This window comes from Bombilactobacillus sp. ESL1197, assembly GCF_058107145.1.
In genome coordinates, this window is sequence record NZ_JBYLTY010000006.1 from 1 (window position 1) to 15833 (window position 15833).

Here is a 15833-nt window from a genome sequence, read left to right on the forward strand (position 1 = left end):
TGAGGGTAATACAATTTTAATGTATAACTTAGAGACTAATCGGTAAAAATCTATGTGGCATTACATTATAATCTGCTACTTTAAGTAGCAAAATTTGTGCTAACGACATTCAATATTAATTACAAAGCTTTCAGTGTCTGAGCTGGGTAAGTGCTCAGCTTTTGTCGCAGTGCTTAAATAGCGCTCCAAAGGGCAAAAAAACTTGCGCCTAACTACGCCCAAGAACTAAAGTTAAGAATCAACTTTAGTTTTGGTCTAGGTTATTGCTCAGTTTTCTAAGCGCCCTTTGTCGCAGTGTGTTTATTAGCGCTCCAAGCAGCAGAAGTCTGCGTTTAGCTACGAATAAGCCCTCAAGTTTTATAAAGCAAAACTTAAGTCCTTATTCTAGACTATACTCAACTTCTAAACGCTGTTTGTCGCAGTGCTTAAATAGCGCTCCAAAGGGCAAAAACTTGCGCCTAACTACGCCCAAGAACTAAAGTTAAGAATCAACTTTAGTTTTGGTTAGGTTAGTGCTCAGTTTCTAAGCGCCCTTTGTCGCAGTGTGTTTATTAGCGCTCCAAACAGCAGAAGTCTGCGTTTAGCTACGAATAAGCCCTCAAGTTTATAAAGCAAAACTTAAGTCCTTATTCTAGGCTATACTCAACTTCTAAACGCTGTTTGTCGCAGTATTTAAATAGCGCTCCAAGTGCCAAAAAGCCTGTGTCTAACTACGAATAACCAATCAAGTTAAAAAACCGCCACTTAATTGGTTATCCTAGGTTAGTCCGCGGCTTTGAAGCGGCACTTGTCGCAGTATTAAACTATGATTTTTGTATCACTCTATGCTAGAATATTTCACTAAATGTTTTAGCTATTAATAAAAAAATTTGGGGATAGTTAAAGAATGACAAAAACAAAACAGCCAAGCAACAAGAACAAGCACATTTGAATGATGTTGTTCAAAAGATTCAACAGGCCGAACTAAAATTAACGCACAGTATGGCCACCGCCAAAGCCGACATTAAAGAAATTGACCGGACTTTTTGGGGATGATGTGCATATTGGCATGGGTGATGACGCTATTTTCAATGGCGGGGGGCATTATCGATTCATCAACAGCAAACAGATGCTGGCCGAAAGAAATAATTCTTGGCAACGTTCGCACCAACAACTGGGGGTCTTACGAAAGCTGGAACAAAAATCCTTATTTTTGCACGCATTGATTTTCAAGAATTACCAGCTGGTAAACCAGAGACCATCTATATTGGTTTAGGATCATTTACCGACCGCCATGATCACTTTTTTAGTTTATGATTGGCGGGCGCCCATTTCTTCAATTTATTATGATGGTGATTTGGGGAAAAATCACTTATCAAACACCGGGACGGTGAGCAAGCAGTTTGACGTGCAATTAAAGCGTCAATTTATTATCCAAGATGGACAGATTAAGGACTTTATATGATACCGAAGAAAACCATTGGTGATCAGATGTTACTAGAAGTTTTGGATGAAAAAAGCCAGTACCAAAATGCGGGGCATTGTGACAACCATTCAACGCGAACAAAATCAAATTATTCGTGATACTACTTCGGACTTGCTGTTTGTGCAAGGTGCGGCTGGTTCGGGTAAAAACGTCAGCTATTATGCAACGAATTGCTTTCTTACTTTATCGTTACCGTCGTAAATTGACTTCAGGTCAAGTCCTTAATGTTTTTCGCCTAATATGTTTTATTTAATGACTATATTAGCCAAGTCTTGCCCGAGATGGGCGAACAAAATATGGTGCAAATGACTTATTTGCAATATGTTGCGCGGCGCTTGCCACATTTACAATTACAAACTTTTGTTTGAACAGTTTGAACAAACAATTCATCAAGATCAAGATGTGGTCACTGATTTGATGACCGATATCGAATTCTTTAAATTGGAAACCAACTATGCTCAGATTCTAGGCAGTGGCGGTGTTTATTTTTCGAGATTTAAAATTTAAGAAACGGGTCCTTGATTTCCAAAAACCAAAATTGCCGAAATTTTATTATGGCTTTTGGTTTCGCAATATAAGTTAATCAATCGCATTGATGGTACTAGACAACGGACTCATGAAGATTTTGAATCAACGTTTTGGGTCAAGAAATGCGCAAGAAATGGGTTCAAGAAACGATTGAGTCGTTGAGCCAAGAACAATTACGGGCTTTGTATGATTATCCTGACCAAGAATTTAAAAACAGTGATGCAGAACAAAAGTTTTTAGCCCGTAAGATTGTGGACACAAGCCTTTAAACCTTTAGCACGCCAGATTCAGCATAACAATTTTGTCAACTTAACTGCGACGTATCAAAAATTTTTTACAAACAGTACCGCAATTATTAGATTTTACAACAGTGGCATATTACGCCTCAACAATGGCAAACAGCATTTAACAGACTTTCGGCAAAAATTTAAAGGCTAAAAGAATTACGATTACGGATATTTTCACCGTACTTATATCTCTATGATTTGATTACGGGTTATCACGGGGACACAAGTATGAAGTTTGTCTTTATTGATGAGATTCAAGACTATACTCCATTTCAGTTAGCTTATTTAAAGTACAGCTTTCCTAGAGCTCGTTATACAATGTTGGGTGATTTGAACCAGTCAATTTTAGTCAAGGAACAAAACAATACTTTACTCAAAGAAATTACGCAATTGTTTGATGCATCCAAAACGCGGGTGGTCCAGTTGACACATTCTTATCGTTCTACGAAACAAATTACCGAATTTACGAAGGCATTGTTAACGCAAGGTGAAAAAATCACACCGTTTAATCGCGATGGTGACTTGCCGAACGTGAAGATTAATGCGGATGAACAACAGATGCTCAAAGCCGTTTTACATCAATTACAATTAAACCAACAAGATCAATATGTGACGGCTATTATCACACGTGATTTGGCCCAAGCGCAACAAGTTTATGATCAGCTAAAATCGATTGAAAAAATTACTTTAATTCGTTCAGAAAATCAGCGCTTAGCCGCTGGTAATATTGTGATTCCGGCCTACTTAGCGAAAGGCTTAGAATTTGATGCTGTTATTATGTGGAATACTAGTGCGGGACAATTCCAAGCTGACGAACGCCAATTAATTTATACAATTGCTTCGCGGGCAATGCACCGCCTCAGCATTTTGGCGGTTAAGCAACTGGAACCACTGGTAGCGCAAGTTCCGCAGCAGCTGTATATACAAGAGTAAATCAATGTTACTTGACAACCATGTTAAACTATTGAAGTTTGGTTGATAAACCAATTGAATAGTAACTTGGGGGAAACAAAATGCGAATGTTATTGATGAGTCATGGACAAATGGCTCAGGCAACTTTAGCTAGTGCAGAAATGATTGTGGGAGAATTGCCGAATGCTTATGCAGTTGGTCTAAGTGCTGATCAAAGTGCGGCCGATTTTCAAAAAGCAGCGGAATATTTTTTGGAACAAAACTTGGAAGAAGAGACAGTGGCAGCCATTGACTTTTTAGGTGGAACGCCGTCAGATGTCGTTTTACGATTGATGGTGAAATATCCGCGCTTGCAGGTGGTTAGTGGGATTAATCTACCCATGGTAATTGAGTTTGCGAACCAATCTTTAACGGCGGGTCATTTAAGTAAAACAAAGTTACTAGCAGCCAGCAAGAATGGGATTGTTGATGTTAATGCTAAGTTAAGACGTTATAACTAAAATTGAAAATAATATAAATTCAGGAAAATGTTCGTTGTATACGAGCATTTTCTTTTTGTCTGAGCTGCTTTTTGGTTGATAAAAGTTGCCAATTAGTTGCCAAATAGCATAATTGCTAGTAAAGTTATTCTTGCTGTGTCTAAAACGTATTAGAATTAGAAGTAAAGGATGTTGTATTTTGAAAAAGAAAACATATTTTGGTTTAGCTATAGGAATTATTTTAATTGCGGCCAACTTACGCTTGCCGATTACGATGTTACCGCCAATCTTGCCGTGGTTACATAGTGCACTGGGTTTTGCAACTAGTTTAAGTGGGTTGTTGACGACGATTCCTCTGCTGATGTTTGCCTTATTATCACCAATGATTGCTAAATGGGGCATTCGTTTCGGCAATGCGCAAGTATTGTGGTGTACGTTACTGACATTAACGGTTGGGGGTTATTTACGGGTCATTCCGAGTACCTGGGTTTTATTAATTGGGACAGTTTTAGTCGGACTAGGTATTTCTGGCGGCAATGTTTTATTACCAGCAGTGATTCAAGAATATTTTCCCCAAAAAGCGACCTTATTAACCAGTTTATATACCTTTACGATGGGATTGGTGGCTTCGGCTGGCACAGGTTTAGCAGCACCTTTAGTTAAAAAGACTAATTTAGCGGCCACAATTGCATTAATGACGACTGTTAGTTTAATTGCTTTTGTGATTTGGTGGGTTGTGGTTCGCCAACTACCAAAAAAACAATCAGTGGCCAAACATGAAGCGGTTAAAGTACCATCAATTAAAAAATACCGCTTAACGTGGTTTATGACCTTTTTCTTTGGGACACAATCGTTGTTATATTATTCCATGTTAACTTGGTTGCCTGTTTTTTGGAGTCATAATGGTTTTTCAACCACACAAGCCGGATTATTAGCCACCGTTTATCAACTGTGTGGAATGCCAATGTCCTTAATAATTCCTGCTTTAGCTAGCAAAAAGCCGGGAATGTATGCGAGTGTAGCGATTGTTGGTGGTGGCTTTGCGATCGGAACCTTTGGCTTGTTACTAGTGCCACATAGTTTTATGGGCAATATGATTTTAGCAATTGTCGCTGGTTTAGCTTCGGGTTCCGCCTTTAGTTTGTGTATGGTCTTTTTCCAGCGGAAAACTAGTTCCGTTTATCAAACAGCAAAATTATCAGGAACAGCGCAATCAGTCGGTTATTTGTTAGCAGCGATTGGACCAACCCTAACGGGAGTAATTGAAGGCCAGCTTCATTCTTTTACGCCAATCTTCATTGCTTATAGCATTTTAGGCATTTTATTGTTGATCAGTGGTATTGTGATCACTCATCAAAAACCATTGCCGAATGAATAATTTAATTGAGGGTTAGCTAGTGTTTTGTCACTGTAGCGAGCCCTTTTTTAATAATCTTAATACACAAAAATAGCGAACTAGTCTTTAAGGCTAATTCGCTATTTTTGGATGTTAAGTTAACTACTGAAAATTAAGCTTCAGTTTGAGTTTGTTGCTTTTCAATCACCTTGCCCATTCGGGTAACTAGTAATACTAAAGCAATCACAGCGCACATAATAGTTGCGGCAATGAATGATGCTTTACCAGCAGGGATTTTAATTGCTGCCCAGAGCATTGGTGCAATCACACCGGCAATTGAGGAAACTAGGGTGTTCATCGAAATAACAACTGGAAATTGCTTCTCGTCAGCTAAGATGGATAATTCGAATTGAATTGTCGCATTAACCATTACAATGCCCATACCAGAAAACATATTACCGATAATGTGGCAAGCCGGATTATTAAAGAAGATGACAAATACATAGGATAAAGCAAAAGCTACAAAACCAAAGGCCATCGTAAGCTTCCGGTGCATTGGTTTTTAAAATCTCTAAAATAATAGAAACTTCCTTGCCAATAGCTGATAACTTCTATTTCAATACCCGCTACAACTTCTAAAACTTTATTATTGCTATCAATATATTCTTGAAACTTGTCTGTTAAAGTAGCAATTGACTTATCATAAATATCTTTTTTGTAGTCATAAAAATCAGCAGTCAATGCTTTTTCTAATAAATTTGATACCAGCTCATCTTGGTTTATTTTGATTCCTTTTTCTCGCATATCTCTTAACTTTTGTTTCAACATTGCCGAAACAGTTGGGTCTAAATTTCTAACAGTTAATTTCATAATTACTTCCTTTCATAAAAAAGCAGGGACTAAAAGTTGCTCCTGTAAACAGGACTGTCCTATTTACAAGGCAGTTAAGAATGCTGGTAAAACAAATATCCCTAAAATAGGACTGTCCTGTTTTAGGGATATTTTTAAGAAATTTTGACGGCAAGATTTAGGTCTTAGAAACCGCATAGGCACAGCCTATGCAGCAAATCCAGAATGGATTTGCCAGCAGGTTTCCTTATGCTCTTTACTAAAAGACGGTTTTCGGCCCTAACCCCCGTGCTTTTAAACTTAAGTCTGCTTTAAAATTAATTCCGATTAATACTCTGAATTTGCTTTTTTAAGCTACTGATTTTTTGATTAATAGAATCAATTTGTGACTGATCCTGCTTAATAGTTGACTGATAACTTTGAACTTGTGACCGATGATTTTCCAAGCTTGAATCTGAATCGATTTTTTCTAACTTTTGAACCTTAGCAACCAACTTTTGCTTATCTTGAATGTCTTTTTGAAGCGACTGATTTTCTTTTTGACCTTGCTTAATTACTTTCTTAATTGATTTGATCTTTGCTTTGTCGGCGTCAAATTTGTAAGAATAATAAGCGTCGTTCAACGGTTGCTTAACATAATCTTTACGTAAAAAATAAGACCTAATGGAAGAGTTATTATTAGAACTAATCGATGAGTTAACATTTTTATTCATGACTTTTGGCGTTAGCACTACTCGAATTAAGGGCTCAGACGCAGGAACTTGATGCACATTAATAACCAAGTAATCAGAATTAATTATCCGTACTTGATTGGGTAGTTTAACATTTTGTTGCTTAATGCCAATCGCTTCTGCTTTGAATTTAATATTACTCATCGTCTCCAAAATTTCCGAATCGTTATCTAAGTTATTCATCATATCGTTAAAATTAGTTTCACTCTTTGTTTTACTATTGCTATTCATAGCTTGATTGGTAACTAAAATACCAATTCTTAATTCTTGTTTGGACGCGTCGTAAGTTACTTTGTCAGTTATTAAATTTAAATCACCCATTTGCGAATAAGTTGTTGTCTTGTATTTAGAAATACTTTGGGGCTTTGAAAGAGTATAAACAAAGATAATAAAGATACTAAAAATAAACCCCAAGATAATCATTAGATATCTTTTACGGTGTGAGTTTAAGTCAATTGCGCTACTCACTTTATGCTTTTTTTTAAACATAATCAGCACCTCAATTATCCGTTTTAGGAACGTCATAAGCGGCGTCAGTCACAATTAATTTGTTATTATCACCAATCCCCATCGTTAAATTAATGCGCGTGGTCATATCTGTTTCGTCAATTTTGTAGTGGGCGATGGCGTAAACTTTAGCGACTTGATCAGTGATCGAACTCTTGTCAATAAAACTATCAACGTGGTCAATCGTGATCTTCGATTGTGGTACTTTAGAATCAAACTTTTCATTTTGATCTACCGGAGCAACCTTATCAATCACTTCTTTAGTAGCTATACCAGTTAAATTTTTACGAATGTCAGCGGCGGTATGTGGGCCAATTATTTGCGAAACAAACTTTGTTGCTAAATCACCATAGCCATTTAAAAAAACATTTTGTGAGCTCAAAGAGTTATTATTTTTTGTTTCTGATTTTTGTTTTTGATCACTTAATTGTGCTTGTAAACTTTGATTATCTGCCCTTAAACTACTGATCATCTGTTGATCCTTAGTTAATTTCTTAGAAAATGGGGCCACTATTTTATTAGCTTTAGCTTTGTTAATTTGACTACTTGTTAAAGTCGTATAGCCAAACAAAATTGTTAAACAAAAGAAAACTGCTGCTATTATTCCTAAATAGGTTTTTGTTCGATCATTACCATTGTTGATCTCTTTTTTCATCATAAAAACTCCTTTAATAATTAATGATTTATAAATTAGGACGAACAGCAAAGTCTGGCTGCCATGCTGATAAGGGCCGAATATGACAAACGTCAAAATCATATCTCCGGCGGACAACTGACTGAGCGGAACAGGTGTGCCACAACTTTCTAGCGAAACTGTATATTGTGGATATTGCTTGCCCGTGACCTTAGTTAAGACGTAACCCACGAAACCCGAACAATCCATGCCTGTTGCGGGGTCATGGCCGCCCCAGACGTAAGGAACTCCGAGGTACTTTTGAGCTTCGTCAATAACCTTTGAACCACTATGCTTTTTTCGAGTTCGTTTGTGTTTGCTGCTGCCAAATTGCAAATATCTTTTTACTAATTTGTCATAAAAAAAGTTCCCGCCATTGGTGTATAAAAAGCCGCCATTGTAGGGAACCGAAATTTCGTTTTTATAAACATAAGTTGCGCCACTAGTATTTCCTAAGGCAGGCGCAACAACGTTTTTTGAGTATTGATCAGCAATTGGTGTCGTGCTCTTTTTATAACCATTTTTGGCCATCCAATTAATATAGTTGGATCCAAAATTGTAGCCCATAATCGCACCGAAAATATCAATTCCATACTGATCAGCTAAGTTTTTATTACTTTTTAAATACGCAACACCATAATGAATGCTTTCACTCGGACTTAAAGAGTTGGGTGGTAATCCTTGCGATTCTGAACATTGCATAACGTCATTTCCAATACCCCGCGTTTCATTCATCATAATTGCCAAGACATAAGGAACAAGTTCGGGGACGCCTTGCGCTTTGCATTCTTTTTCTACCAAATCTTTATAAGCCAAGACCTCCTTTGACAAGCCAATATTAGTTACGTCACCATAATCGTCACCATCGTCACCACCCGAACCGGCTGCTTGGGACATAGCGCCAATAATTATGACAACTAATACTACAAAGGTAACTATTAATGCCCCCGAACCTCCTACAATCCATTTCCAAAATTTTTTTAACATTAAAGCCCTCCATCAAATCTCTTTAATTGTTCTTTATCAGGATTAAATTTGACGGTGTAGTTAATATTTTTACCAAAGTTACAAACAGCCTGGCCAACTTTTAAAGTTCCCAACTTTTCGTATTCAGACTTAGTTATGGAATTGCCTAATAATCGTTTAATTGCTGGAATGGTCGCTGGATCAGTCCGCATTAAAAATTTGTACGTGGTAAATTGTAAAACGGTTTTAATCGTTGAAGCGTCAGCACTATTAGCACCTTCAGGGATCATTTCTTCTGGTGATTGGGTGGCAAACCAAACACCAGCGTAATTCTTCCGCATTTCCCGCTCAAATCGACTCACGTATTGAACAGCAAAGATCATATTGGTATTAATGATATTGTGGCACTCGTCCAAAATAGCTAAACAATACGTTTCTTCGCCTTCTTTAATCTTGCCAGATTTTAAGTTTTGACGAACCCGAATACCATTTTGTAACGCATGATTCCAAATGATAGTTAACGCTGTATACAACTGACAATGGAAAACCTCACGGGATAGTGATTGCAAATTACCGGCACCAAAATAGACGATTTGTTCGTGAGACAAGTTTTTCACAGTTGAATGTCCGTCAAAGACATACCCGTAGTTTGAAATAATATCTTGCAATGACGTCTGTATTTTTTCTAGCGTCCGCTTTTTATCAAATGTTGCTTGATTACCAACGCTTTGCTTCATTAGCCAATTGTAAAAATCCGTTAAAGTCGGGTATTCATTAGCAGGCAAGTCGGTAATTTGGAAGTGAGGGTCTTTTTCGTAATTTTTTGGAACTAAATTAATTGCTTCATAAAAGCGATGCAGATAAATTCTTAACTCCGTCAAATCATCGGCGGTAAAGGCTGGATTTAAAAAACGAAATTGATCGCCATTATGGGCGCCAACAGTTGAAAAATAAATTGGTCCGGCAACAGCACCGTTTCTTCCGAGCGAATAATCGTTCCTTGCTTGTTACGAAAAATTGCTTTTTCTACCAAAACTTGTAAGCGGTCAACTTCTTGTTTGAACAATTTACGTTCTTTTTCATTAGCCCATGTTAACATCACATTTTGAGTGATTTGATTAACCTGACATTGATAATCTACTAGATTTTCCAAATCCATTAAATCACTTTGATCCAATTGTGGTAAAAAGCGGTTGGGAATTAAGGAAGTGATAATGGCAGTTGGTTGCTGTTGTTCTAACAAAACGAAGACGCGCTTTCTTAAGCGGCCTATTTTTTGTGCAAACATTGTATTATAAAAACCTGATTCTGCGACTTCTTGTACGTTAATCAACTTCGGATGCTGCTTAACTTTTTGAAGAGGAGTCGTATCTTTTTTTAAATCAATTACTTCCATATTATTTTCAGACCATTCTATCAATAGCGTTCCATGCTTGGTAAATTGCTTATTACTAACATATTATATACCACCGTTTAATCGCTAATTATTCAGACTTTCAGCCACTGTTTCTGATTCTAATCAACTTGTAATAGCAAAAAAATAAGGTTGGAACAATAAGATTAATGATCGTACTCTATCTAGAAGTAAACGAACATTAATTCATTATTGCGTTCCAACCTTATTGTTTTTTAAAACAGATTAATTGATATGCAATTTTTGCCGTAAATTAGCAACTTTGGAGCCTAAAATCTTCTCCGCTAAGTGCGATTTTAAAATTAAATAACCATAGATCCCAACACCTAATACAACTTCCAGGCATAATAACACAATAGCCCACGGGCGACCTTGATTATTCACCAAATGATATGCAACAAAATCCAAGATTAAAATGGCTACTAACATCACAACTGTTAACATAAAAATGCCACAAGTACGGTTAATGGTCGGCTGTAATTTAAACTCAAATTTCACACACAATAATCGCAACATCAGCCAACACGTGACCGCCATGCCAATAGCAGTCGCCATTAAGGGTCCAAAACTACTAAAAATTAAAATACATGGATATTGTACAAGCATTTTAACAATAAAACCAATCACAAAATATTAATCGCCATTTTATTTTGATATAGTCCTTGTAAAATAGCTGACAAAACCGTAAATAGCCCCAACAAGATAGCTACTACACAACTAAATTGTAACAAGTAAATCCCCAACTGATCATATCGATAAAACAAAATATACAAAGGCTTAGCTACTGCATACATGCCTAAAGCTGCCGGTAACATAACTAAGAAAAACAATTGTAAGATATTACCAATTTGATCTTGAATTTCTCTTTGGTTATGACGCGAATAAGCTGCTGACAATAAGGGAATCGCAGTAACAGCCATCGCTGTTGATAAAGAAACCACAATCATAATTAATTTATTTGCATTAAAGGCAAATAGAGCATACATAGCATTCAATGTGTCTTTACTAAAATGTTGAAACGACGACATCATTGAATTAAACGTCGACTGATCAAATAATTGGAATAAGATAATGCCAGAATCCAGAATAATAAAAGGAACTGCTTGGCGAATAATTTCTCCAAAAAATTCTGATGACGTGTATCAATTTCAAATTTTACTTTGTCGTGATAGACGGCGAATTTGCGGTAATTGTTTTAAAAAGTAAATTACCAACACTCCTAAACCAAAGACCGCACCAATGAAAGCCGCAAAGGTCGATTGCGTTACGGCACTAACATAACTGCCCTTTTGCACCTTCATAATTAAATACGTTGCCGCTAACATATAAATTACGCGCGCCACTTGCTCAATTAATTGAGAAACCGCTGAAGGCGCCATTTGTGAATAGCCTTGAAAATAGCCCCGCATGAGACTCATCAACGGAATGATTAATAACGCAATCGCCAAGGCTCTTAAAACTGGAATGGCATTGGCATTGCCATCAGCAAACCAATCACTCAAAAGCGGTGCGCCAAAATACATCAGCGCTGCACTAATTATGCCCATCCAAGCCATGATTTTGATGCCTTGTTTAAATAACTGGTTTCCCGCCGCATACTCGTTTAAAGCATTGTAATGCGCAATTTGTTTGGAAATTGCCCCGGGAATACCCGCCGTCGAAATTATCAAAATAGACTATAGATATTATAGCCCTTAGCAAATAGGGCATTGGCCAAGGTAGCCGTTAAAACGGAACCAAACCACATATTCCACGGAATGATATAAATAGCACCCAAGACTCGCGAAAAAATACTTCCCGCCGTCATCCAAGCTGAACCCTTAATTAAATCATTTTTGCCACCAGTTACCGCAGTTGTCACTGTATTCTCTTCGACATCTTGATCCATCAAATTGATCCTCTCTAAAATTGATGAATTATTATTTTACCACAAAATTCACAATTTTTTGCGGAACCACAATGGTTTTTACAATCTTTTTATCAGCAATAAATGATTGTGTCTTTTCATCAGCTAATGCTCTTTGTTCTAAATCAGCTTTGGAAATATCAACTGGCACCGTAATCTTATTTCTTAACTTACCATTAACTTGCAAAATAACTTCGACTTCAGCACTAACTAGATCTTCTTCATTGTAAGTTGGCCATTGAGCATAAGTGATGGATTCATCATGACCTAATTTTTGCCAAATTTCTTCAGCAATATGCGGTACGATTGGGGCTAACATTTTAATTAAACCTTCAGCGTAATCCTTTGGAAACTGATCTTGCTTTTGCACAGCGTTGACAAAAGTCATCATTTGCGAAATTGCCGTATTAAATTGTAACTTTTCATAATGATCACTAACTTGTTTCACAGTTTCACTATAAATCTTTTTCAAATCAGCATTCGGCTGCTCGGTAATAAAATCAGTCCGCAAAGTGTTGTCATCATCTGCATTAATATATAAGCGCCAAACCCGCTCTAAGAAACGATAAGAACCAGCTAAGCCATCTTCACTCCAAGAAATGGAAGCATCTAACGGTCCCATAAACATTTCGTAAAGACGTAACGTATCAGCACCATATTCATCGACAACATCATCAGGATTAATAACGTTGCCTTTGGACTTCGACATTTTTTCGTGATTATTACCCAAAATCATTCCTTGATTAAATAATTTTTGGAACGGTTCTGGTGTCGGTACAACACCTAAATCGTATAAGAACTTATGCCAAAATCTTGCATACAGTAAATGCAGCACAGCATGTTCGGCTCCACCGACGTATAAATCAACGGGCATCCACTGTTTTAATTTTTCATAATCAGCGATTGCTTCATCATTATGTGGATCTACATAACGCAAGAAATACCAAGAACTACCAGCCCATTGTGGCATTGTATTGGTTTCCCGCCGACCTTTGCGGCCATTTTTATCAACCACATTGACCCAGTCAGTCAAGTTAGCCAACGGACTTTCAATCGTACCTGAAGGTTTAATATCATGTTCTGCTGGCAAACGTAATGGTAATTCATCTTCAGGAACTAAACTCGTGGTTCCATCTTCCCAATGAATAATTGGAATGGGTTCACCCCAGTAACGTTGCCGTGAAAAGACCCAATCTCGCAAGCGGTAATTAACTTTCTTTTGGCCAACCTGATGATCTTCTAACCACGCCAAAACCTTATCAATTGCCTGCTGTTTATTTAAACCATTTAAAAACTCCGAATTAATATGTTCACCATCACCTGTATAAGCATGATCACTGACATCACCACCCGCAATGACTGCTTTAATTGGTAAGTCAAACATTTTAGCAAATTCGAAATCTCGGTCATCATGTGCTGGAACAGCCATGATAGCACCCGTCCCGTAGCTAGCCAAGACATAATCAGAGATCCAAATTGGTAACCGATCGCCATTAATCGGATTAATAGCGTAAGCGCCTGTGAAAGCACCTGTTTTTTCAGTATTTAAATCGGTCCGATCCAGATCACTCTTTTTAGCAGTTGTTTCCTGATATTGTTGAACTTGTGCTTTTTGTTGTGGGGTAGTAATTTGATCCACTAGTTCATGCTCTGGAGCCATGACTACATAAGTAGCGCCAAATAACGTATCTGGCCGTGTCGTAAAGACATTAAATGTTAAATCATGATCGGCAATCTCAAACTTAACTTCAGCACCGACTGACCGGCCAATCCAATTGCGCTGCATTTCCTTAATATTTTCGGGCCAATCGATCAAATCTAAATCATCCAATAAACGATCCGCATAAGCCGTAATTTTGAGCATCCATTGTCGCATTGGCTTACGGTAAACTGGAAAACCACCACGTTCAGTTTTGCCGTTGACAATCTCCTCATTAGCGACTACTGTACCTAAATCCGGACTCCAATTAACAGGAACTTTGGCTTCATAAGCTAACCCTCGTTTATACAATTGTTCAAAGATCCACTGTGTCCATTTATAATAATTGGGATCAGTAGTATTAATTTCGCGCTCCCAATCGTAAGAAAAACCTAGCGAATTAATCTGCCGCTTAAATGTATCAATATTTTGTTGCGTAAAATCAATGGGATTATGTCCAGTTTTCAGCGCATATTGTTCAGCGGGTAAGCCAAATGCATCCCACCCCATGGGATGTAAGACATTATAGCCTTGCATCCGCTTCATCCGGGCAATAATATCGGTCGCGGTATATCCTTCTGGATGCCCAACATGTAATCCTTTACCGGATGGATAAGGAAACATGTCTAACGCGTAAAAGTTTTTCTTATTTGGATCTTCTGTTGTTTTAAACGTCTTATGTTCGGCCCAATAGGCTTGCCATTTTTTTTCAATAACGTTGTGATTATAACCCATAATTACCCTCCTACAAAAAAAGTCCCATTGCTCTTGCAATAGGACGAAATTTACCCGCGGTACCACCTAAGTTTTATATATTAACTATATAACTCTCAAGTATTTAACGATACCCCGTGACTACTTACTATTAGTTCAGTAATCAAACTCCAAAGATGAGTTCATTAAAAAATATCTGTGAAATCACACTAACCTTCCACTCTCTGATAATCAATTTTTCAATTACTATTCCTTTGGTAAAAACTAATCTGACGCATATTATAAATAAAAATCACGCTAATTGCAACTAGTCTGACGAATTTTCAGTTGCAGCTTCCTGTGGCGAAACTTGAATTGAATTATCAGTAGCTGGGGTTGACTTAGTATTAGAAACTGCTTTAGCCTGCACAACTGGTGCTTTTTTAATAACAGCAGCTGGATCAGCATGATCTCCACTAGGAATTGTCCGTGAAAAATCAGTTTCAGTTTTTGCATCCTTAGGCCGATTGCTTGGTTTAGTACTAGGAGCTTGCAATATTTCCTTGTTGGTATTAATTAATTCATTCAGGGAATTATTAACAATAACCGGTAAAGCCGGCGTTTGTGTTTCGCTAGTAGCTGAAGCATCAGCTGCTGGATTTTGAAATTTATTTCTCACAATTACCGGGGCTTGTTGATTTTGATAAGTATTCCTTGTAGAATTATGGTTCACATCATTTGTGACTAAACTAACATTATTGACTACAATGTCATTGACACTTGGTTTAGTAGCATCAACTGATTGATCAAACCGCGTTAGATTATACTTTTCAATCAAACTGTTCAATTTATCGGCATATGATGTATCCGTGGCATAACGCCCCGTTAAAAAGCTAGTAGCATCTTTATAGGAACTAGTTTTACTACGCCAAGCTCCAGAATACATGCCATTATCGCGCAGTAAACGAACGTAGTCTTCTAAGGACTCACGATAGGAGGGATACTTGCGAAAATTAGCTTGAATACCATACAAATTACCACTGCCATCATCTTCTTGCGTGGCCATATTAACCGCTGATCCTTGAAAACTGCCTTTAACACCAAACAAGTTATAATTAGGCGCCTGGGCTAAAGTACTTGTCCCCCAACCGCTTTCTAAGAGTGCTTGGGCTAACATAACTGAAGCATAAAGATCATTATTATTGGCTAACTTTTGCGCCGATAAACCCAAATAATTTAAAAATGTTTGATCCCCATATCCGGACGATGTGACCACATTTTCCAAGTTATCAGCATCATTGACGTTAATTGTCACTTGATCAAAACTATCAGCATAACTCGTCACACTACTATGCTTTAAAGCATTTAATGCAGTTAAACAACTTAAG

15 protein-coding genes, 3 pseudogenes and 1 other annotated feature are annotated in these 15833 nt (G+C 37.4%); of the genes and pseudogenes, 7 read left to right on the plus strand and 11 right to left on the minus strand.

Going from position 1 to position 15833, the window contains the following annotated elements; genetic code table 11:
- The first annotated feature begins 1131 nt into the window (after positions 1 to 1131).
- The 7 genes from AC3B6B_RS09220 (at position 1132) to AC3B6B_RS09250 (ending at position 5049) form a co-directional block, all read left to right on the plus strand.
- On the plus strand, positions 1132 to 1296 hold the full coding sequence (locus tag AC3B6B_RS09220; RefSeq protein ID WP_489758323.1) for a hypothetical protein: 165 nt from the start codon (positions 1132 to 1134) through the stop codon (positions 1294 to 1296).
- On the plus strand, positions 1274 to 1444 hold the full coding sequence (locus AC3B6B_RS09225) for a hypothetical protein (protein ID WP_489758324.1): 171 nt from the start codon (positions 1274 to 1276) through the stop codon (positions 1442 to 1444). The genes AC3B6B_RS09220 and AC3B6B_RS09225 overlap by 23 nt, the downstream gene beginning before the upstream one ends.
- 45 nt (positions 1445 to 1489) lie before the next feature.
- Positions 1490 to 1666: a hypothetical protein gene (locus tag AC3B6B_RS09230; protein ID WP_489758325.1), complete on the plus strand. Its 177-nt coding sequence runs from the start codon at positions 1490 to 1492 to the stop codon at positions 1664 to 1666.
- A 449-nt stretch (positions 1667 to 2115) separates the two neighbouring features.
- Positions 2116 to 2262, plus strand: coding sequence for a hypothetical protein (locus AC3B6B_RS09235; protein ID WP_489758326.1), 147 nt, complete (start codon positions 2116 to 2118; stop codon positions 2260 to 2262).
- Positions 2263 to 2508: 246 nt separating this feature from the next.
- On the plus strand, positions 2509 to 3213 hold the full coding sequence (locus tag AC3B6B_RS09240) for an ATP-binding domain-containing protein (protein ID WP_489758327.1): 705 nt from the start codon (positions 2509 to 2511) through the stop codon (positions 3211 to 3213).
- Positions 3214 to 3293: 80 nt separating this feature from the next.
- Complete coding sequence (locus AC3B6B_RS09245; protein ID WP_489757065.1) at positions 3294 to 3692, plus strand: PTS sugar transporter subunit IIA; 399 nt, start codon at positions 3294 to 3296, stop codon at positions 3690 to 3692.
- A gap of 178 nt (positions 3693 to 3870) precedes the next feature.
- Positions 3871 to 5049: a CynX/NimT family MFS transporter gene (locus AC3B6B_RS09250; protein ID WP_489757066.1), complete on the plus strand. Its 1179-nt coding sequence runs from the start codon at positions 3871 to 3873 to the stop codon at positions 5047 to 5049.
- Positions 5050 to 5179: 130 nt separating this feature from the next.
- Here AC3B6B_RS09250 and AC3B6B_RS09255 read toward each other — a convergent pair whose 3' ends face one another.
- The 11 genes and pseudogenes from AC3B6B_RS09255 to AC3B6B_RS09305 all read right to left on the minus strand — a co-directional run.
- Entirely contained in the window at positions 5180 to 5545 is a 366-nt protein-coding gene (locus tag AC3B6B_RS09255; protein ID WP_489758328.1) for a hypothetical protein, read from the minus strand.
- Positions 5527 to 5877 carry a hypothetical protein gene (locus AC3B6B_RS09260; RefSeq protein ID WP_489758329.1) on the minus strand — a complete coding sequence of 117 codons (351 nt, stop codon included), beginning with the start codon at positions 5875 to 5877 and terminating at the stop codon, positions 5527 to 5529. Before AC3B6B_RS09260 ends, AC3B6B_RS09255 begins: the two co-directional genes overlap by 19 nt.
- 296 nt (positions 5878 to 6173) lie before the next feature.
- Entirely contained in the window at positions 6174 to 7076 is a 903-nt protein-coding gene (locus tag AC3B6B_RS09265; RefSeq protein WP_489758079.1) for a hypothetical protein, read from the minus strand.
- A gap of 10 nt (positions 7077 to 7086) precedes the next feature.
- Positions 7087 to 7749, minus strand: a complete 663-nt coding sequence (locus AC3B6B_RS09270) for a hypothetical protein (protein WP_489758078.1) — start codon at positions 7747 to 7749, stop codon at positions 7087 to 7089.
- 28 nt (positions 7750 to 7777) lie between these two features.
- Positions 7778 to 8058, minus strand: a pseudogene (locus AC3B6B_RS09275) (C40 family peptidase); the annotation flags it as partial.
- Positions 8059 to 8115: 57 nt separating this feature from the next.
- Positions 8116 to 8754 (minus strand): annotated as a pseudogene (locus tag AC3B6B_RS09280) (lysozyme family protein); the annotation flags it as partial.
- The gene (locus AC3B6B_RS09285) at positions 8754 to 9614 is read right to left on the minus strand and encodes a hypothetical protein (RefSeq protein ID WP_489758330.1); all 861 of its coding nucleotides are present in this window, start codon (positions 9612 to 9614) and stop codon (positions 8754 to 8756) included. The gene AC3B6B_RS09285 and the pseudogene AC3B6B_RS09280, both read right to left, overlap by 1 nt.
- A 23-nt stretch (positions 9615 to 9637) precedes the next feature.
- Positions 9638 to 10153, minus strand: a complete 516-nt coding sequence (locus tag AC3B6B_RS09290) for a hypothetical protein (RefSeq protein WP_489758331.1) — start codon at positions 10151 to 10153, stop codon at positions 9638 to 9640.
- A gap of 219 nt (positions 10154 to 10372) precedes the next feature.
- Positions 10373 to 12035, minus strand: a pseudogene (locus AC3B6B_RS09295) (putative polysaccharide biosynthesis protein).
- Between the two features lie 31 nt (positions 12036 to 12066).
- Entirely contained in the window at positions 12067 to 14487 is a 2421-nt protein-coding gene (leuS, locus tag AC3B6B_RS09300) for a leucine--tRNA ligase (RefSeq protein ID WP_489757727.1), read from the minus strand.
- 36 nt (positions 14488 to 14523) lie between these two features.
- Positions 14524 to 14731: a binding site (T-box leader), on the minus strand.
- Positions 14732 to 14773: 42 nt separating this feature from the next.
- Positions 14774 to 15833 (minus strand): glucosaminidase domain-containing protein (locus AC3B6B_RS09305; RefSeq protein ID WP_489758332.1); only part of this gene is annotated, 1060 nt, incomplete at its 5' end.